This window comes from uncultured Marivirga sp. (assembly GCF_963974845.1).
In the GTDB taxonomy this organism is placed as follows: domain Bacteria; phylum Bacteroidota; class Bacteroidia; order Cytophagales; family Cyclobacteriaceae; genus Marivirga; species Marivirga harenae.
Map to the genome: position 1 here is coordinate 1 of NZ_CAXBEQ010000007.1, position 21,462 is coordinate 21,462.

The following is a 21,462-nucleotide window of genomic DNA, read 5'->3' on the forward strand; positions in this document are numbered from 1 at the left end:
TATCGCGCCTCGTTTGGGACGAGGAGGTCGTAGGTTCGAATCCTGCCACCCCGACTATTAGAGTTTAAATACTCACAAAAACCCCTTAAATTCAGTTTTAAGGGGTTTTTTATTCTATTTGTTTTCAAGTAATATCAATAAAACATTATTGTATTGAGAAACTTCTCCCAATATATATTCAAATACTTAGTCTATTTCGTATTTCCCCTTAAGATGTACTCCTAACAAATGTTTTATAATTTCAGGTCAGCCCGGCCCATAGATTCCCTTGATACTGCGAACGAACTTCCAATTCATACTGGTTTTAGATCTGATATTCCTTACAGGATTAATGCTCGTAGGATTAATTGCAGAAGACAGATTTATTTAATAGAGAAATTCGTGAACTAATCAAGAGGGCTTACTGCGTATTGTTGATATTTTTAGTGTCACGGAAGTAAAACATCATTCTGATTTATTTTATGATTATTTCAGTGAAGAAATAGATACTCGCAGGAATCGGAAAGTTAATCAATTATCTTTGTGTAAGGACGCAAGAGTTATTACTTCACACAAAAGAATTCAAAAAGAAATATTACCAGTAATGAGCACCAACCATCCTAAGCAGTTTTCATATCTTTGTTGTCCTTCCTGAGTTTAGTAACTATCTGTTGAAATTTCTCATACAGGAAAGACTCAACAGAACAATATCCCCTTCATTACCATCTATAATTGAGGTAGCAATTTTATCAGGTATTTCTTTATCTCCATTCCTATTATGAAGAGGAACGGGTCGATAATTGAAGCCAGAATTCCTCTATTCGAAGTATTGCTTTTAAAAAATCGTCCATGTCTAAAGGCTTTTTGACGTAACTATTGCTGTGGTTTTCATAAGCCTTATCAATATCCTTGGGATTGGAAGAAGTAGTTAACATTACCACAGGTATTTTTTTCAAATCTTTATTCTCTTTTATGCTCTTTAAAACCTCATGGCCATTATAAATGGGAATATTGATATCAAGAAGAATTAAATCGGGCCTTGCCGCATTGGAGTATTCTCCTCTTTGAAAAACATAATCTAAAGCTTGCTCGCCATTTTTAACAACATTGATTTCTGTTTTAATTTTGCTTTCTTCAAATGCTTCTAAAGTAAGAATTATATCCCCTTCATTATCTTCTACTAACAAAATATTAGCTGGTTTCATATTGATCTAAAATTACAATGTTACATTTCATAAAATGGCAGCACCTTTTGTCAATGAATATAAAAAGTTGCTCGAATGAGCATATTCAAGATAAGCAAAAATTTGGCTTCGTGCCAATTCTATGAAGGTGGATGATTAACAGACGTAAAATTACAGATAATAAATTACTTTGGCACAGTAAAATAAAAAATTGCGCCCCTACCTTTTTTAGATTCAACCCATATCTTACCTCCCCAAGATTCTACATGTTTCTTGGCAAGAGATAAGCCGACACCTGTACCTCCATATTCATTACGGTTATGCAGTTGTTGAAATATTAGAAATATTTTATCGAAAAACTTAGGGTCAATTCCAATACCATTATCTTTAATTGAAAAGCGCCATCCCTCTATTTTTTCTGTTGCATCAATTTCGAGCTGAGGAGCTGTTCCTTCTTTTGAGTATTTAATGGCATTGTCTAGTAGCAAGTGCAGTACCTGAGTAAACCCATCTTTTCTGACATGCAAAACTGGCAATTCATCTGCAGCAATAGTTACCGATTTTTCAGAGATAACTTTTGCTCTTAAGTCTATAAAATCTGAGACTAATTGATTCACATCAACCTTTTCAAGAGATTCAGTTGTTCTGCCTGCTCTTGAATAATCCAACAAATCCAGGATAATCTGCTTCATCCGTGTTGCCCCTTCTGAAGCAAAATGGATATATTGGAGTGCCTTTTCATCCAACTGACCTTGATATTTGGTATTCAGTTTATCCATAAAACTAGATACCAGCCTTAAAGGCTCCTGCAGGTCGTGGGATGCCACAAATACATATTCCTCAAGTTCAGCATTCTTAAGCTGTAATGCATCCTGACTTTTCTCAAGTTCATTCCTTAGTCTGTTCTGCTCATTGATATGGTTTTCTAATCCAATGAAAATTTTAGGAATGAGCGCTGATGACAGGTAGCAAACGAAAATAACATTAGAACTAACGGCAACCCATTCATTGACAGAACTCATATCAACATTATACTCAAAATCCCAAAACTCGAAATGTATAATAAGACCAAACATTACCGATATTAACAATACGAGATGACTCCACCAATAAGCATACTTATTGTCAAAGATAATGATAGAGAAAACACATGCTGCATAGAAGTAAATCAAAACCGAACCTGAAGAAGGCGAGGTAAAAAAATTTAACATGGCGGCAAAAGCATATACGGTTAAAGAAAAAATCAATTTCCTCACCTTTACTTTAACGCTTGGCGCAAATGCAATAAATAGCATAAGGCCAATAGTGACAAAATGCAGTAATGTTATATACTCTTTATTTTCAAATGTGATTAAAAACAAAGACGGGACTAACGCAACGAAACAAAGAGGCAGTACAAAAATCATGGTGGTGGAAAACAAGGTGTTTCGCCAATAATTTACACTGTCTCCAGATTCTACATTGCTTAGAGAACAATTCCTTCTAATAGTATCCTTATATTTTTGCCAAATATTTCTCATCAAGCTTTTGGTATAGTAAAGTAAAATGTAGAGCCTTCCCCTCTAGTTGATTCTAATCGAATAGTTCCTCCCCAGGATTCTACATGTTTCTTAGCAATAGCCAAACCTATACCAGAACCAGAGAATTCATCTCTATTATGAAGCCTTTGAAAAATAATAAAAATCTTTTCAAAAAACTTAGGTTCAATTCCTATTCCGTTGTCTTCCACTTTAAATTGCCAAAAACCGTCAAGTTCTTCGGCATCAATTTTTATAATTGGACGTACTCCCTTTCTTGAATATTTAATGGCATTATCAAGTAAGCAATGGATCGTTTGGGTCAAGGGTGCTGGATAAGACTTTACAGTAGGTAAATTATAAACCTCCAGCCTAACATTTTTTTCGCTGATTGCCTTTTTTCTTAATATTTTGTAGTCATCTACAATTTTTTTCGTGCTGACCTTCACTTGAGACATATTCAATTTCCCAGCCCTAGAGTAATCCAATAAGTCCAATATGATCGTTTTCATACGCTTAGCTCCATCAGTAGCAAAACCAATATATTGAAGTGCTTTATCATCTAGCTGATCTTCATATTTTCTCTTTAATAAATCCATGAAACTAGTTACCATTCTTAAAGGCTCTTGTAAATCATGAGAAGCGATATAAGCAAATTGCTCTAACTCCTGATTAGTCAATTCTAATTCATTAGTATATTTCTTTAAAGAATCATTTAGTTCAATAAGTTTTTCTTCAGCTTTTCTTCTCTCTGTTATATCAAGTATAATTGCTAAAAATGTTTTTTTGTAGGTTTCTGTCACTAATTGTAGATGTACTTCAACAGGATAAAGGCTTCCATTTTTTCTTTTGTGGTTTGTGAAAAAAACAATTTTCTCTTTTTCATTATTGATCAGAGGTGCAACCAACTTAACAAAAGATGCTTCTGTAAACTCTGGCTTCAGATCAATGGGAGTAAGTGACTTCATTTCGCGTTCTGAATAGCCGATATTTAGTAAGGCTCCTCTGTTGACATAACTAAACTGTAGTGATGTAGGCTCAAACATATAAATTTCATTCAAGCTATTTTCCAAAGTTTCCAATAAACTATTCTTTTGTGCCTCTGTGATTTTCCGCTCATGAATGTCCTGAAAACTTCCGTACACACGCTGACATTTTCCATCTATGAATTCCGCATTCCCGATGACCCGCACCCAACGTTCCTGTTTTTTAGCTGTAATAATTACCGCTTCAAAATCGAAACCTTTACCGGTCTCTATCGCTTTCGTTATTCTTTCATTCACCAACTGACGAAAATCTTTCCTATAGAAATTGATGCTTTCTTGAAGATCATGCTCAAAGGAATCAGGATCTATCTCGTGCAACTCGTAAACGGTGTCTGACCAGTATAATTTATCATGCACCATATCAATTTCCCAGCTACCAATTCTGGCCAAATCAGTTGCCAGCTCCAATAGTTCTTCGTTTTTTACTTCTTCCGTAATGTCCAGCGCTACAGAATTATATACCACTGTTCCGTCTCCGAAAAACTCAGGGGTTCCTAGACCCTGGATAATGCGCTTTTCGCCATCGGGCCTAATAATTCTATATCTCATAGACCACTTCGATTGATTATCTATTGAGTCTGTGATGCTTTTTTTTACTGCCTGAAAATCACCTCCATCTTTTACTTGATTCCAGACCAAATCAAGGTCTTTTGTGACTGCTTCAGGACTATAGGACCAAATTTTCTCTGCTCCCCTACTCACATATTTAAATTCATGTTTGCCAGCGGGGTGAATAAAGTATTGATAGACTACGCCAGGTATATTGTCCGATAAATTTTGCAGTCGGCTTTCAGCTTCCTTGCGGTCAGTGATGTCTTCGCAAATTGCTACCGTTTTAAGGGGCTTCCCTTTTTCATCTCTAATGAAGGCTACGTGTAGGCGGACCCAAACAATAGTCCCGTCTTTTTTTACATAACGCTTTTCATTTCTATATTCCCCTTCTCCATGAGCTGCTTTACTGAATAATTCCCAATCCTTCTCCCTGTCATCTGGGTGCGTAAGTTCCACAAAAGACATATTCAAGAGCTCATCAACGTTATAACCAGTAATAGCTTCGTAATAGGAATTAGCTAAGCTGATTTTTCCTGTTAAAGGATCAACTTGTGCTATTCCCAAGGTAGCAATATCAAAAATAGTCCTGAACTTTTCTTCACTTCTAACTACTCCTAATTCTGCTTCCTTGCGATCAGTGATATCCTGAAAACTGCCAATCAACTTCACGCATTTTCCTTCAATGTACTCGGGGCTAGCTATTACCCTGATCCATCGTTCTTCGTTTCTAGTTGATATTATAGCAGCTTCATAATCTAAGTAAACTCCTTCATTGATACTTTTGTAAATTTGATCTTCAACAAATGATTTATGTTCTTCCCTATAAAAATCAATTGCGCGTTCAATAGTTGGGTTAAAAGAATTTGGATCCGTTTTGTGCAACCGGTGTACCTCTTCCGACCAAAAAAGATCATCTTCGATGAAATCATATTCCCAGCTTCCAACTTTGGCCAGATCACTTGCTTGTTTATTGAGCTGGCTTAACTTTTTCTCTTGAGTAATATTCTTAGCTGAAGAATAAATCAGCCCTTCATCAACATTTGCTTTGCAGCACCAGCTCAACCATATCAATTCGCCTGATTTTGTTAAAAAGCGTACATCAAATCCAAAATTACTCTCGCCTGCTTCTAGTCGCTCCAATTCTTTATAGGCTTTATGCAAATCATCTGGGTAAATAAATTTCTCTAAGCTCTGATAAAGGATCTCTTCTTCTTCATACCCTAAGAGCTCACAACCTGCTTGGTTAATGCGTAAGAATCGTCCTTTAAAATCTCCTACGCTCACTATATCAGGAATTGCATCATATAAATGGCTTAATTCATTTTCCAGCCTCTTACGGTTTATTTCTGATCCTATAAAATGTTCAAGTTCTTCAAAAAGCTGGATGTATTTTTTCAAATAATTCGCTTTGTTCTGAGTCCCTATCAGAAGCACTCCTACAATTTGATCGTTTAATCTTAGAGGAATACCCAATGCAGTTTGTATGCCTGCTTTTTCTGCTGCCTTTTGTTGTGAAAATTGAGATTTCTTGTTGATACCGTTCCATAACAATGTTGATCTTTTTTCCCATACTGCGCCAGGCAGTCCTTCTCCAAGTCTAAATGACCTAACATTGTCACTTAATTTATAGAAGTCATTTGCTTGAGGAGATGCAGAGGTTTTGGCAATTAATTGAACAAGGGTATTTTCAATATTAGGCAGCCATAATTCCGCAAAGTCAAACTGACCATATTCACACATGGTTTTGCATAAGGCATTTGAAGCAGAAAACAGGTCACTTGCAGAGGAAAAATCCAAACTGATATCCGCCAATAATTCTTTTTGCTGTTCCTTCTGCTTTTGCTCGGTTACATCCTGACAAACCACTAGCATACATTGACGATCGTTGAAATCAAGCTTGTGCCCGTTGACTTCCATTTGAATAAGCGTGCCATCCTTTTTGATGTGAGTAAATATGCCGATATAGATATTTCCTTCTACTCTTTTTGTATTTAAAAGGGCCTTGATAAGCTTGGGAACTTCTTCTGGCGGTCGTAGGTCTTTTATAGTAAGTGCAAGGAATTCTTTTTGTGAATATCCATAATGATCAATGGCTGCCTTATTAACATCAAGAATATGAAGATCATCCACATCATACGTCAATGAGGGAAGCGGATTAAAATAGAAAAAATTGCTGTAATCAGGCTTTTTCATCTTTAATAAACAGTTAATTCTTAAGGATCCACAGTTATAATTCTGACTAGCGTGGCCACTTCTCAGACCTAGCTTTCAGTCGCTAGAATATAAAGTACGAATTTTAAAGCAAAAAACTAAAATGTTTAAAAAGAGAAAATAGGAAAGCCGCAAATAATTATTATTTCTAAAATACAATGTTTTAAAAGTTTAATTAGAACCATTTTACTAGGATCACAATAAGATCCTGATATTAACCGGTTCCTGTAAACATCTTGAATTTAAGTTATAAATCATCGGAAATTTTGAAAAGTCAGGTATACTTTCACCTCTTCATTAGGTGATTTAGCTGAATTCGATTTATTTTTATGGTGAAAGTGTACTCATTGCTCCGCTCAAATAATTAAACCAAGAAAAACCGAATACATTGTGTCCGGCTTTTCTGATTTATCAAAAATAAGTATTACCACATACTTATACCTGGCTTGTTCTGGTCAAACAATCTTATTCCTAGCACAACTTCATGTGAACCACTGTTGTATTGAGAAACCTCTCCCCATTTATATTCGAAGGCATATCCTATTTTGTATTTTTCTTTAAAATGAATACCCAACATGTTAACCAAAGTATTATCATTTCTGTAGGAAAGCCCAGCCCAAAGATTTCCTTGATATTGAGAACGGACTCCCAGTTCGTAAAAAGCAGGTCTTGCTTGATCAAGCCTGACAAACGTATTGGGAATGATGTCAAAGTCTTTATTAATTTGAAATCGATAACCTCCCATAATATGATGCCTGCCGTTACTGATATTATTTTTGGTTTCTTCATTACCACTCAGTTGTAATTCGGAGGCTTCCATTAAACTATAGGAAACATAATAATCAGGTGAGTACAAAGAAATCCCAAAATTAGTGTGTAAAAACGTATTGGAATACCCATTTTCCATTACCGATTGGTAAGTTTCGTCTGAGGACTGATCTTTCACCCATAAATCCGATAAATCAATTTGATTATTGTAAAAACTTGGCGACAAACCCAAGGAAAAATAAGTTCCTTTAAACACAGGAACATGAACAGCATAGGTAAAGGACACCTCAGATTGTCTGTAGTAGCCCTGATTTTGTAAAATCACAAATCCTCCGACTCCATGCTTTAAGGATTGTGCAAATTCGCTTCTTTCTTTGTCTCCATCAAACTTCAAGGTACTATAAGCACTCAGATAATTAGTTTGTGGCGCTTTTTGAAAACCAACCCATTGTTGGCGAAAACCAGCATTAATATCCAGAAAGTCATTCACCCCCGCCAATGAAGGGTTATAAGCAGGTAAATTTTGAATGTATTGACCCAACAGAGGGTTTGTTTGTGCCTTTATCAATCCAATTGATAAAGCATTTATTACGATTAATATGATGATTTTTTTCATGATTATCTTATTTATATTTTTATGGTGATATGGAATCTTTGTTAGAAATTCAACTTCGATTGTATTTCAAAATCGAAGCTGAATTTCCATATTGATTTCACATCTTCATTTAAAGTGATTATTTAATGATCATTACACTGCCCTTATAAACCTTACCAGTGCTATCATTAAGTTGAATGATGTAGTAATAATTACCAATAGACATTAATTTTCCATTATAGTAGCCATCCCACTGTTGGGTGTATCCAGTATTTTTGAACACCTCAATTCCATCACTATTATAAATTCTAATAGTACTCTTAGGGTAATTGCCCATTCTATCGATTTCCCAAGTATCATTGCTTCCATCGCCATTGGGTGTGAAAGCCGTTGGAATACTTAGTTCGATTTCCATATTAGCCGTCACGGTGATGCTGAAATTAGCTTCAAATGCATTGCCACCACTATCTTCTGTTCTTACTCGTATTTTCAGCCTGCTATTATAATCGAAATCCAATGGTTTATTTGTGAATAATTCATCATCAATTATTTGAAAATAATCATTATCATCATCCCCTTCTCCGCTCACCAGTTGATAGGTAAAATTATCAATTACATCTGCATCAGCAGTGGTGAAATACCCTACTTCTGTTCCGCTTGCGTCTTCTTCATGTAGTTGAGTATTGCTTAAACTTAATGATGATGGTGCATTATCATTGACATTTTCAATTGCAACACTAATCTCGCTTACATTACTAGTATTTATTCCATCCGAAACAGTAATTCCTAAAGTGAACTGATTTACTTTTTCATAATCTAGCGCACCGGAATTATTAACTAGAAGCAAACCAGTATTCTCATTTATGCTAAATGCATTTTGATCGTTACCTGAAATTATTGTCCAATTGGTCAGTTCAGTATTACCATCCTTATCAGTAGCTCTAATCATTCCTAACTCAGTTCCTATTGGCTCATTTTCTGCAATAGAGAAACTTATATTATTTTCAATTATAGGCGCTAAATCATTCAAATCTGTTATTTGAATAGCAATTACTGCTACATTACTTTCTAGTTCACCATCGGTTACTTTCACATTTAATGTGTAAGTACTTCTAGTTTCAAAATCCAATGCAGCACTATTATTTACACTCAAAACCCCCGTGTTTGGATCTAATTCGAATGCATCATCAGTATTGCCGCTCAAAATTTCCCAATTCCCAAGTACGGATGCCGCGTCTGCATCTGAAGCCACTATTTGACCTATATTAGTCTCATCAGATAAATTCTCTTCAATTGTGAAGCTTTGATTTTCAGCAATTCCAGGTTCGTTGTCATTGATATTTAAAACATTGATGGTTATTTCAGAACTGAATTGATGAACACCATCACTAGCGATTACCTCTGCTACAAATTGAGTCTTTCTTTCTGCATCAAGCAAAGAAGAATTCAATACTTTGATAATTCCATTGTTTGCATCAATAGCAAAAGCCTTTTCATTTTCTTCACTAATTAGATTCCATGTAAATTGTTGTTGGGTACCATCCGCATCTGTGGCTTTTACAGTACCCACTAAGCTATTTTCTACTGAATTTTCATTTATGCTAAAGCTTTGATTCGCTGTGATTACTGGTGCATTATCATTCAAGTTATTGATTTTAACTAGTACATTTCCTGCTGCTGAAGTGTTCGCTCCATCTTGAACTGTTAAGGTCAAAGTATAAGAACCTACTGCTTCATAATCCAAGTCAGTAGCTTTTACTGATAGCTCACCGGTATTGGTATCAATCTGGAAAGCCTCATTCGTATTGCCAGCTGTAATCGTCCAGTTCTCATAAGTAGTGCTACCGTCTGCATCGTTTACAGAAACTGATCCTACTACCGAATTCTCAGCACTGTTTTCATCAATATCGAATGACTGATTTGCTGCGATTATCGGTGCATTATCATTCAAATTATTGATGTCAATTGATAATTCAACTGCTGCTGATGTATTCGCTCCATCTTGAACTGTTAGCGTCAAAGTGTAATTACCCACTGCTTCATAATCCAAGTCAGTAGTCTTTACTGAGATTTCTCCAGTACTTGCATCAATCTGGAAGGCTTCGTTGGTGTTACCCGCTGTGATGATCCAGTTTTCATAAGTAGTCGTTCCGTCTGCATCGCTTACTGAAACAGAACCTACTACTGTATTTTGAGCACTATTTTCATCTATATCGAATGATTGATTAGATGCGATTATCGGTGCATTATCATTCAAATTATTGATGTCAATTGATAATTCAACTGCTGCTGATGTATTCGCTCCATCTTGAACTGTTAGCGTCAAAGTGTAATTACCCACTGCTTCATAATCCAAGTCAGTAGTCTTTACTGAGATTTCTCCAGTACTTGCATCAATCTGGAAGGCTTCGTTGGTGTTACCTGCTGTGATGATCCAGTTTTCGTAAGTAGTCGTGCCGTCTGCATCGCTTACCGAAACAGAACCTACTACTGTATTTTGAGCACTATTTTCATCTATATCGAATGACTGATTAGCAGAGATTATCGGGGCATTGTCATTTTGATTGTTCACTTCAAGGGTCAATTCTACTGCTTCAGAAGTATTTGCTCCATCTTGAACTGTTACCGTCAAAGTATAAGCTCCCACTGCTTCAAAATCCAAGTCAGTAGTTTTTACGGATAGCTCACCGGTATTGGCATCAATCTGGAAGGCTTCGTTGGTATTGCCCGCTGTGATGGTCCAGTTTTCATAAGTAGTCGTGCCATCTGCATCGCTTACCGCAACAGCACCTACTACTGTATTTTGAGCACTATTTTCATCTATATCGAATGACTGATTAGCAGCGATTACCGGTGCATTATCATTCAGGTTATTGATCCCTATTGTCAAATCCACTGCTGCTGCAGTATTTACTCCGTCTTCAACTGATACTGTTAAAGAATAAGCAGCTACTGCTTCATAATCCAAATCAGTAGTTTGTACTGAAATCTCGCCTGTATTAGCATCAATCTGGAATGCTTCGTTCGTATTGCCTGCTGTGATCGTCCAGTTTTCATAAGTAGTACTGCCATCTGCATCGCTTACCGCAACTGTTCCTACTACTGAATTCTGAGTGCTATTCTCATCGAGATTGAATGACTGATTTACAGCAATTACTGGTGCAATGTCATTTAAATTATTGATGTCTATGCTCAAATCAACCGCAGAAGAAGTGTTCGCTCCATCCTGAACTGTCAAAGTTAAGGTATAAGCACCTACTGCTTCATAATCCAAGTCTGTAGTCTTTACTGAGATTTCTCCGGTATTGGTATCAATTTGGAAGGCTTCGTTCGTATTTCCAGCCGTAATAGTCCAATTCTCGTAAGTAGTTGCTCCGTCTGCATCGCTTACTGCAACTGTACCCACTACCGTATTTTGAGCATTGTTCTCATCAATATTAAATGATTGATTTGCAGCAATTACTGGTGCATTATCATTAAGATTATTAATGTCAATGGTCAAATCAACTGCTGCTGAAGTATTAGCTCCATCTTGAACTGTTATTGTAAGAGTGTAAGCACCCTCTGCCTCATAGTCCAAGTCGTTAGTTTTTACTGATAGCTCGCCTGTATTGGCATCAATCTGGAAAGCCTCATTTGTATTCCCAGCAGTAATCGTCCAGTTCTCATAAGTAATGCTGCCGTCTGCATCGCTTACCGAAACAGTTCCTACTACCGTGTTTTCTGCACTATTCTCATCAATATCAAATGACTGATTTTCAGCTACTACCGGTGCATTGTCATTCAAATTATTGATGTCAATTGATAATTCAACTGCTTCAGAAGTGTTCCCTCCATCTTGAACAGTTACCGTCAAAGTGTAATTACCTACTGCTTCATAATCCAAGTCAGTAGACTTTACTGAGATTTCGCCCGTATTTTCATCTATTTGGAAGGCTTCGTTCGTATTGCCTGATGTGATCGTCCAGTTTTCATAAGTAGTGCTGCCGTCTGCATCGCTTACTGAAACAGTTCCTACTACCGTGTTTTCTGCACTATTCTCATCAATATCAAATGACTGATTAGCAGCGATTATTGGTGCATTATCATTAAGATTATTGACCGAAATAACTAATACTTTTTCAAAACTGCCTCCAAGTTCATCTGAAGCTTTTACTTTTATGCTTAAACTTGATTTGCTTTCATAGTCGAAACTGCTGCTGCTAACTAATTCGCCATCAACTATTGAAAATAGATTGTTGTCAGTATCACCCTCGCCACTGGTCAATGCGAAAGTAATATTCATGTCCTCATCGATTCCGGAAACATGTAATTGATCTAAGACTGTACCAGCTGTACTATTTTCATCAATGTCATTTACAGTAATAGAAATATCTGCATCTTGGTCAAATGAAAAAACTCTGCTATGCAGGATACTTGGCGACTCTTCATCTTCGTATCCTCCATATTCTACCACAAAGCCATTAAGGCTATATCCACCAGGCAGATCATTCCACTTTCCATTTTGCGTGGAATATAATTGCATATAGTGTTCGCCCGAAGAATTATTTGGTTCCCCTGGATTCCAATTAATAAAAGCATCCCCTACTGCTACTGGAGAAGCGTTGCCGTTTGAAATAGCTACTCCCTTTTCTGGTCCACTCACCCAATACCATTTCCCTTCTGCACTAGCTTGACTTGCATACAATGTGGAACCAACTGCAGCATTTATGAAATTGTGGTCATCTGATCCTGCAATCCACCCATCACTAGCTAATTTATTTTCAATAAAGTCATTTTCATTTTGCGAAGTGACTGTCGCTAAGTATCCCGGCAATCCTAAGAATGTCATAGCTTCCGCTTCTGTCTTTGCCTGAGCCCACGTTTTGCTACCTGATATATATTGATAATAGTGATCTTTGCCATTTACTTTTAGGCTGATACTATTCTCTAAAATAAATGCAATTGTTCTGTCATCCGTATTTGAAGAAGTAGAAGAGAACATCACATTTCTAAATATTTCTTGCCAAACTGCTGCACTAGCAGTTCCGGTGAAATTCAAACTACCGCTATTAGCGTCAAAGTTAGCTGAAATACCTGAAGGCAAATCAATTCCTGATTGCAGCTTGTCACCAGTTTGATAGCCCGTGTTAACATAAACTTTTGGGTCTGTTATATCACCACTACCAGTGATTGTGACAGACTCATCAACTTTACTATTGAGAGCAAACAAGCTGCTTTTTGCGCTAGCAGAACCTCCTAATGCATAGGGAAATTCCACAGTTACAGTTACTTTAGACCTTGCGGATTCACATCCATCAACAGTCTGACTTACCCAGTATTCGCTAACTCCAACATTATTTGTAGAAGGAGTTATTTCATGAACAACACCAGTACCTCCGTTTTCAGCATCATAGTAAGTCAAATTTTGACCTGTAATATGTGTGCTTAAAGCGGCAGCTGTTTCATCAAGATTATATGTGATATCCGTTGATACAGGCGCACTAGCAAAATTGATGGTTAAGCTTGCATTCTCGGAAGTTGAAGAAGTATTACATGAAGAAGAATTAATAACACATCTGTAGAGGAAGCCATCCATACCCACGGTGGCCGCAGAGATATTCAATGTACTGCTTGATGTATTACTGTAAGTGTCATCATTTACTAAATCCACAAAACCCGACCCTTCATTCACTTGCCACTGATAGGATAATCCTCCTCCCGTAGCAGTTACACTGAAAGTTGCGTTGCTGAGGTCACACGCAGAAGCATTGGAAGGCTGTGACTGAATCTCTGGATCATTATTTAAATCTTGAAAATCCTTAACACCATCCTCATCACAATCGGGAGCTCCTGTATCTTCACTATCGGAAGTCCCATCATTATTGGAATCTTGATCTCGGTAATCAGGTATTTCATCACCATCAGTATCTTTATTAGTATCAGATGTATCTAACTCTTGGCCATTTGATATTCCATCACCGTCACAATCTAAGTCGGGATCCAAAGGCATGGCAGTAATCAATGGTGAATAAACATAAAAATAAGTCCCCGACACATTTTGTAAATAGTATGTTCTTAGGTAATGATCTTTAAATTCATCTGCTGCATCTACATTTACGGTATAGTCAAGTGCCTCATTGGTAAAATCAGTGGCGACACCATTCCATAATACTTGTTTTGTTGCGTCTGCATCCCCTACTGAAGGTAATTGGTTAGTCAAGGAATAAACCAAACCATATTCTTCAACACAAGTCTGTGTTAAACTTGCTTCAATTTGTAAAGTCTCTCCACAGGTGCTCTGAGTTGTTAGAGTTCCAGTGAAATTAGTAGGAGTATATTTTAAGTTAAATGGGTTAGTATAACCAACAGGAGTTTCCACCATTGAGGAGGTTGAAGTCGATGTTTTATAAACTCCAGGCGATAAGGGCTTAATTGGTGCGACTAATGCTTCGTACCATGTACTAGAATAGTTTCCCGCATCTATGGCTACAGTTAAAGAGTAATTTTTTCCAAAGTTTTTATTAGCATTGAGCCAATTTAGCACCTCAGTTTGAGTAGCTGCATTATTTGCAAATGCATTAGCTGACATTGACTTATCAGAAAGGTTAATCCAATCAGTAAATCTCTGAAAGTCTCCATCGCTAGTCGTAAAACCGGCAGCATTGGTATAGGCGTATGTTTGTCCATTCACGTTGAATACACCATCCTGGTCGTAGTCAATATAAAGTCCAGCTTTTGCAGAGCCAGAAACAGACCCTCCACTACTATTGTTATGATAGTGAAATACAATGGCGTACCAATGACCACATCCATCATTGGCTATCCATACCCCACCTGAGTGGGCTTGTGCTCCTACCCAAGTAAGAAGTAGGATAATTGTAAGTAATAATTTGTTTTTCATGGTAATTCTATTTTTGATTACCACAAAAAACCACACTCTTTAAGAATTAAGATTATGTGAACTACTGAAATACAAATTTAGGTGTATCACCTATAAAACAAACAGGAATGAATATCAACGAAGATATCAAATGCATACACATTATTAATATAATCCTTAAAAGCTAGGCTGTAAAAAATTTGTCTGGAAAATCTAGATTCATATCGGATTTTGGGACCCCTTCTTAAGATGTAAATACTAAAGTATATGTAAAGATGCTCTACAGGATAGCAGTCCACCAATAGGCGATTTCCTTATTACTTGAGCAAATAAAAATTTACCCCCCCGAGTAAACCACACCAAACAACGATTGAAATCTTCAAAAACCAAGGTAAAAAACAGTTGTAATACTACTTAGCAAGTTTTCAGTTTATCAATACTCAATTTCAAAATAACTGCGTAAATGAATTCAGAGGCTCCAAAAGCTTAGTACTAATAAGGACTTGTACATTATGTAGTTGTTTCAAAGTTCAGCGCGCTTCAATCTGGCGGGATTGCTTTTTTGATTACAATAAAAGCAAATAGCATTAAACCTCATGCATTACGGTTTTTTTTGTCAACGAATCCTTCTCTCCATTCTGCTATCACGATCAGGGGCACCTGTCAAACGAGGTATGACTTGCTTCAGAAATGCATCAAATTTCTCAAGCTGCTCATCATTGCAAAGCGATTTCACATCGTCTAGATGAAGGTAAGTGGTACTTAACTTCTTAGATTTTACATCCATAATTTTTTGAAAAGTTTCTTCTTGCTTGGCCATATTTTCTGTAGCTGATGAAGATGACTGCAATTGACTAAAGTATTGATCAGTTAATTTACGCTCTTGATCGTTAAGCGTTCTAATTGCATTTCTGTGCTTATCAACCATTTCTCCAAAAGAAGATTTTTGATCGTCCGTAAAATCAAGCTGCATAGCTATTTTTTCCTTCATCCCCTCTTTAGATCTGCTTCTGTCTGGTTTCAGTACAAAAAGTACTAGCATGGCGATGTTAATCACCAATAATACCAAAAATCCGATTTTATATATTTTATTGTTCATTTTCGTATAAGTTATAGTCAGTGGTTATTTGTGAATATGCTGAGCTATCCAGGTGTACATTATCTTTTCCTAAATAGTTAGAAGCTGCCCAGATATTAAAACTCAGGATAATGGCAATCATCGCTGCCATTTTTAACATGGACGTTCCTAAAACCCCCTTTGTATTCTTGCTTACATTTTTCTGAGCGGCAATCTTCGCTTGAATTTTTTGAAACCCATCTTCTGGAGCTTTAGCTCTTTCAATGTTTTCAACACTCTTTAATGCCCTATTTATTCGATCTTCAGACTTCATATCCATTTTGACGTAAAATTTTATTTTTTCCCTCGCTCTGGGAAGAATTTTTTTAGTTCTACTTTTAAATTTGCTTTAGCCCTTTGCACTAAAGACTCTACTGATTTCCTACTTTGCTCCATTATTTCTCCCACCTTTTTCTGTGGTAAGCCTTCAATTTGAGTTAGAATGAATGCAGTTTTCTGGTTTTCAGGCAGTGACTCTATTGCTTTAAATAAAAAAGCTGCATCTTCTTTGTTTTCCATTTGTATGCCAGGATGCACAAATTCAATGGAATCATATTTCATTTCACCAGATTCTTTTGAATAAAGAGAAGTGAAAATTCCAAAGCGCTTTTTACTATTTCTCTTCCGTATAAAATCTAATGCCTTATTCACAGCTATGCGGTAAATCCATGTACTAACAGCAGAGTTATGCTCAAAATTTGCTACAGAATTGTAAAGGGTCACAAACACATCTTGGAGCAGTTCTTCTGCATCTTCCGAATTTTTGGTATAGCTAATTAAAGTATTGTAAACCCGGTCAGCATACTCATTATACAACTGTTCCAAAGCTTCTTCACTTCCTTTTGCAATAGCTTCTAAACAGTTTTTTTCGTTAATCATAGGTTTAAAAAATCCAGCTTATGGATTCATAATTTACAATGTATAGCTCAACATTTTTACAACAAAGCGACATTTGTCACTTATTAACTTTCAAAACAATCTTTCCCTCAACCATGTAATTCTCGACCAGTTTATGGGCTTCTGCTGCCTCTTCTAATTTCATAATCTTTCCGATAAGTGGTTTGATTTGTTTTTCCGTCAAAAGCGTGAATAAAGCTTTTAAATCTTCCTGAAACCAATCAGGGTGTTTTTTTCTCTCCGAAGTGATCACATAAAATTTAGCATTGGGCTTTGTAGGAAGCAAATTCCAAAACAGGACCTTGAAAAAATCGAGGATTACATTACCCCCATTCCCGTCTGCCGAACTTTGGTAACCATAGGCGACTAAGGTTCCTTTCTTCTTCAAAAGTCTTAAAGATTTCGGAAAATAACTTCCACCAATTGGGTCAAATACAGCATCGATACCATTCGGTTCTTTCTCCTTGATTATCGCTTCGAAGTCTTCATTTTTATAGTCAATGGGAATTGCCCCCATTTTTTCTACTAACTCATTTTTACCTTTAGAAGCAGTGCCGTACATCTTCAAATTCATGAGTTTGCCTAATTGTATTAGTGCGGTACCTACAGCTCCTGAAGTAGCATGAATTAAAACAGTGTCTCCATTTTTCAACTTAGTAAATCTGTGCAGCATTTGATATGCAGTTAGGTAAGATAAAACCATACTTACGGCTTCTGCATTATCTAATTCTTCGGGGACAACTACAATAGATTCTGCCTTCAGGCAAATGTATTCAGTGTAGGCTCCAATAACGGTCAAATCCGCTACTTTTTGTCCCACAGTTACATTTTCTACTCCTTCCCCCAAAGCATCTATCACACCAACCAAATCGTAGCCTGGTGAAAAAGGTGGTTTATTTCTAACCGCTGGATAAATACCTCTACGAATTAATGTATCCGTAAAGCAGGCACTGGTAGTCAGTACCTTAACTCTTACTTCGCCAGCTTGAGGAATCGGGAGCTCCTTTTCTGTAACCTTCTTCAAGACATCTGGTGCCCCATATTCCGAAATTACCATTCTATTGTATTCCATCTTTATTTTTTTGTTATCTAGAGTTTTTAGTGAGCCATTTTCTAATCCTTATACTGACGAATATTTTGAGATTCCAGTTATAAATAATCTGTAAACTGCTATAAACTGCAACAAATACACTTTTAAGCTATATGAGTGGCAAACCATATCTGACCCTTTAATTTTTCATTCCTAAAAATATTTTCAATGGACAAGTAAAGTAAAAATTTGCTTGTTGTAATTTTGTACATGATTAATCTCTTATCTGAACACCATTATCTAAAATTCCGAAGTTGATAGGTAAATGTTAGCATAAAATAGCGTTGAAGAACTTGCGTTTGGCTTTCTTCCAGATATTGGGAAGTCACTTCTTGATTAAAACTTTGATTTTGACCTAGTAAATCAAAAACAGATAATTCTAATTCTCCTCTGTCGTCTTTCAAAAACTTTTTTGCAAGGCCCATATTCCACAGTGTGTAATTTGTATCAAAACTATTATTTATTCCTGTGTATTTCTGGTAAGAAGCTTCATTTCGAAATACAAATCCCTTTGGAAATATCAAATTGACCGTTGACCCAACAGTCTGTGTGTAATATTGATTGTTTGTTTTGGATTGTAAGGAGTTTAGAACACGACTTCCTGCGACCTGATAATAGACATTATAATCTATATTTTCACTAATATTACTCACTAAGCCCACCTTTAAATCAGCAGAATACGTCTCAGCTGTATTACTTACCCCATTGGTCAATCCTGGTAAATTAACATATCCAAGCCCTGCCGATAGATTCAAGTTATTTTTAATAGGAGAAATGAGCACTCCGTAGGTTGTATTATTTCGGACTGACCAATAACCATCGAAGTTGGTTGGACTTGTAATCTGAGCACCTTTTGTCAAAACAACTCCTCCAGCAGAGACAGAATCTTCTGCAATGATGGCTGTACTATTCCCAATATAATTATTGCTGGTTTTTATACTCGTTCTATTTGATAGCGTGGCGTTTATGTCAAAATAATTCTTTTGAAGTCGGAAATCTAAATTATGATTGTATGACAAATCTAGATTAGGATTACCAGCTGATAAGAACAAAGGATTACTATTATCTATTACCGTCTGAAGTTGGCTAGCACTGGGAACTGTGGTAGTGGCTGCATATCTTAGAAAGAAGTTACCGTCCTCACCTAATTGAAAGCGGGTAAGCAATGAAGGTAAAAAGTTACCAAAAGCTTGATTTGACCGCTCATTAGTTAGAGACAATAAGTTGCTATTTTTTAAAGCAGCATATTGATAGGAAAGCCCGATATCAAAGATATTACCATATTTATTATTTGAATAGCTAATACCTGGTAAATGGGTTTGGTAAACACTTTCCATCGTATTTGACAATTCACTACTAAACACTTTAGCTGAAGCGTCCTCTTCCACAAAAAAGGTTTCTGTGTCGATATTCCTCACTGAATTATTAAAGGCGTAGCTAGCTGCTAATTGGCCCGTCAACCCCACAGGCTCAGTATAAGTGACTGTTGCTCCTGTTGACAATTCATATTCTTCAGTATTGTAATCAATCAGTGAATCAAGTACTAAATCCTCATATAAACTTTCACGTGTGGTCGGTTGATATTTAGTATTTAGATCAAGGGATACTGTTCTACCTACCTTTTCGAATTTATGCTGGAAGATCAGGTTATTGGTGAAATTCAAAGAATTGTTAAAGCTGTTGTAGCTATTTGAAGTTTCATTCAATAGCTCTTCCTCATCGGTCAAAGTCTTACCAAAGGTAGTTTCATTGCTTTCATTATCCTGATAGCTAATTGCGGATCTAAGCAATAAACTATTATTCTCATTAAAATCATGGTTAAGCCTCAAATTCAATCGATGACTGGTGTTGTTAGTAGTCGTTTGTTGCTCTTCAGAATAAAATTGAGATCCATTAGTAAGAAAAGTTTCTCGACTCAATAGTGCGTCATTATTATTGATGGAGTTATTAAAAAAGTAACTTCCTTCGAAAGTCGTTCTTGTCGATAATTCATCACTAAAATTTAGACCAGAGGAATGAGTCGAAGTTATTCCATCTTGTGTCCCAGTAATGAAGGTCTGATCTCCTCCTCTGCGCGCTCCACCTCTGTTTCCACCAGCGCTGACTCCAATGAGATCCTCACTTCCAAAATTCTGCTGATTGATATTATTTGACATTCCCAAGAAAGTTATTCGTTGATCTCCATCGAAGAAATTAAGAGTGGCTCCAGCTTTGTACAATCCATTTTCTCCATATCCAGCATATAGTTTTCCAAATTGACCATTTCTCTTGTCTTCTTTGGTAACCACATTCATGGTTTTGGTGGTATTACCGTCATCAAAACCGGTTAGCCTAGCTTGGTCGCTTTCCTCATCATAAACTTGTATTTTATCCACTATATCAGCTGGAATAGTATTGAGAGAGAGTAAAGGATCTTGTCCAAAAAATCTCTTTCCATCCAGTAAGACCTGTTGTACACTTTCACCATTTGCAGTGACCCCATCACTGCTAATAACAATTCCAGGCATTTTGCTTACTAAGTCTTTGGCCGATGCATCTGGATTGGTTTTATAAGCTAAAGCGTTAAATTGAGTTGTATCTCCTATCTGCTGAACCGCTACCACTTTTCCCTTTACTACAACCTCATTCAAAGAGGTGACATCTGGTTCCAATTTGATAAGTCCTAGATCAGTATCAGGTAATGATATTCTAATAATTTTAGCGAAAGTCTTATAACCCACATAGGATATTCTTAATTTATAAAAGGCCTGCTCCAATTCGTTCATTTGAAATCTTCCTTCTGCATCAGCTACAGCATATTTGGAGCGTGCTGAATCTTTTACATTCACCAATAATACTGAGGCACCGACAAGCGGCAAACCATCTGAATTATCCTGCAATAAGCCAGACACAGAGATTGTCTGTGCCTGACTTTGAGCATTTAAATTTATGGCATTAATTGATAGTAAAATTACTACAAATAACAGCTTCTTTTTCATTGGTCTTCAGTTTCCATCTCTGAATCTCTGCTCTTTCTCTTGGCTCTTGATTGAGAAATACTTTCATAGATTTTATATTGTTCTTCGCTTAAGACATCCTTAACAAGTGTGTCTTTTTCTGTTCTAATGGCTTCCATTTTTTCTCTTCTACTCTCTCGGTCTCCAGAACTTCTTAACTCTTCCATGGTTTCCTCCAGCGTCACTTGAAACTCCTCATAAATACCATCTAATAAGAGCTTTTGATCGCTGCTTAGATCTTCAACCTTCTCATACAAAGCTTGCTTCTCTCTTTTGATCATTTCCTCTGGTCCTCCCCCGGGTCTACCCCCTCTGGGCCCTTGTGAAAAGGCACTGAAACTAAGGGTGAAGAATGCTACTACTGCTAAAAATTTTATCGTTTTCATTCTATTATTTATTTGATTCAATGGTTAGACGCGAAAAAAGAAAACATCCCTCGCCACCCTCGAAAAAAATAATTTTATAGCAATATGGATCTATTGCGAGGGAGAAGAAAATGCGTAGCGTCCAAAGAAGAAAAGAGTGTATCGTCCTAAAATTACTTTACTATGGTTCGACCTATGCAGTATGGTTCGATCCCATTAATGATTTTTTTCGCACTCATTTTTAGCAATAGAGAGAACCTTTACCTTGCTTTCAATATTTGAA

The 21,462-nt window shown here is 36.6% G+C and carries 11 protein-coding genes; all 11 read right to left on the reverse strand.

Translation table 11 applies throughout. The features are described from left to right. Positions 1-755 precede the first annotated feature (755 nt). The gene (locus AAC601_RS14895; protein ID WP_303270357.1) at positions 756-1,184 is read right to left on the reverse strand and encodes a response regulator; all 429 of its coding nucleotides are present in this window, start codon (positions 1,182-1,184) and stop codon (positions 756-758) included. A 164-nt stretch (positions 1,185-1,348) separates the two neighbouring features. Then, a complete protein-coding gene (locus tag AAC601_RS14900; protein ID WP_340153683.1) occupies positions 1,349-2,683 on the reverse strand; it encodes an ATP-binding protein in 1,335 nt (444 codons plus the stop codon). After that, the gene (locus tag AAC601_RS14905) at positions 2,683-6,471 is read right to left on the reverse strand and encodes a PAS domain S-box protein (RefSeq protein ID WP_340153684.1); all 3,789 of its coding nucleotides are present in this window, start codon (positions 6,469-6,471) and stop codon (positions 2,683-2,685) included. The genes AAC601_RS14900 and AAC601_RS14905 overlap by 1 nt, the downstream gene beginning before the upstream one ends. 442 nt (positions 6,472-6,913) lie before the next feature. Continuing rightward, the gene (locus tag AAC601_RS14910; protein WP_340153685.1) at positions 6,914-7,873 is read right to left on the reverse strand and encodes a PorP/SprF family type IX secretion system membrane protein; all 960 of its coding nucleotides are present in this window, start codon (positions 7,871-7,873) and stop codon (positions 6,914-6,916) included. A 118-nt stretch (positions 7,874-7,991) separates the two neighbouring features. Then, entirely contained in the window at positions 7,992-14,735 is a 6,744-nt protein-coding gene (locus AAC601_RS14915; protein ID WP_340153686.1) for a cadherin domain-containing protein, read from the reverse strand. A gap of 595 nt (positions 14,736-15,330) precedes the next feature. Continuing rightward, entirely contained in the window at positions 15,331-15,813 is a 483-nt protein-coding gene (locus AAC601_RS14920) for a hypothetical protein (protein WP_340153687.1), read from the reverse strand. Continuing rightward, on the reverse strand, positions 15,803-16,111 hold the full coding sequence (locus AAC601_RS14925) for a hypothetical protein (protein ID WP_340153688.1): 309 nt from the start codon (positions 16,109-16,111) through the stop codon (positions 15,803-15,805). The genes AAC601_RS14920 and AAC601_RS14925 overlap by 11 nt, the downstream gene beginning before the upstream one ends. A gap of 14 nt (positions 16,112-16,125) precedes the next feature. After that, positions 16,126-16,710 carry an RNA polymerase sigma factor gene (locus tag AAC601_RS14930; protein ID WP_303270364.1) on the reverse strand — a complete coding sequence of 195 codons (585 nt, stop codon included), beginning with the start codon at positions 16,708-16,710 and terminating at the stop codon, positions 16,126-16,128. Positions 16,711-16,786: 76 nt separating this feature from the next. After that, the gene (locus AAC601_RS14935) at positions 16,787-17,800 is read right to left on the reverse strand and encodes a medium chain dehydrogenase/reductase family protein (protein ID WP_340153689.1); all 1,014 of its coding nucleotides are present in this window, start codon (positions 17,798-17,800) and stop codon (positions 16,787-16,789) included. 254 nt (positions 17,801-18,054) lie between these two features. Next, entirely contained in the window at positions 18,055-20,796 is a 2,742-nt protein-coding gene (locus tag AAC601_RS14940; protein ID WP_340153690.1) for a TonB-dependent receptor, read from the reverse strand. After that, entirely contained in the window at positions 20,793-21,200 is a 408-nt protein-coding gene (locus AAC601_RS14945; RefSeq protein ID WP_340153691.1) for a hypothetical protein, read from the reverse strand. The genes AAC601_RS14940 and AAC601_RS14945 overlap by 4 nt, the downstream gene beginning before the upstream one ends. Between the last annotated feature and the right edge of the window lie 262 nt (positions 21,201-21,462).

Coding starts and splice junctions, on each gene's coding strand:
- AAC601_RS14895 (WP_303270357.1), bottom strand. CDS start 1,184: ATGAAACCAGCTAATATTTTGTTAGTAGAAGATAATGAAGGGGATATA.
- AAC601_RS14900 (WP_340153683.1), bottom strand. CDS start 2,683: ATGAGAAATATTTGGCAAAAATATAAGGATACTATTAGAAGGAATTGT.
- AAC601_RS14905 (WP_340153684.1), bottom strand. CDS start 6,471: ATGAAAAAGCCTGATTACAGCAATTTTTTCTATTTTAATCCGCTTCCC.
- AAC601_RS14910 (WP_340153685.1), bottom strand. CDS start 7,873: ATGAAAAAAATCATCATATTAATCGTAATAAATGCTTTATCAATTGGA.
- AAC601_RS14915 (WP_340153686.1), bottom strand. CDS start 14,735: ATGAAAAACAAATTATTACTTACAATTATCCTACTTCTTACTTGGGTA.
- AAC601_RS14920 (WP_340153687.1), bottom strand. CDS start 15,813: ATGAACAATAAAATATATAAAATCGGATTTTTGGTATTATTGGTGATT.
- AAC601_RS14925 (WP_340153688.1), bottom strand. CDS start 16,111: ATGGATATGAAGTCTGAAGATCGAATAAATAGGGCATTAAAGAGTGTT.
- AAC601_RS14930 (WP_303270364.1), bottom strand. CDS start 16,710: ATGATTAACGAAAAAAACTGTTTAGAAGCTATTGCAAAAGGAAGTGAA.
- AAC601_RS14935 (WP_340153689.1), bottom strand. CDS start 17,800: ATGGAATACAATAGAATGGTAATTTCGGAATATGGGGCACCAGATGTC.
- AAC601_RS14940 (WP_340153690.1), bottom strand. CDS start 20,796: ATGAAAAAGAAGCTGTTATTTGTAGTAATTTTACTATCAATTAATGCC.
- AAC601_RS14945 (WP_340153691.1), bottom strand. CDS start 21,200: ATGAAAACGATAAAATTTTTAGCAGTAGTAGCATTCTTCACCCTTAGT.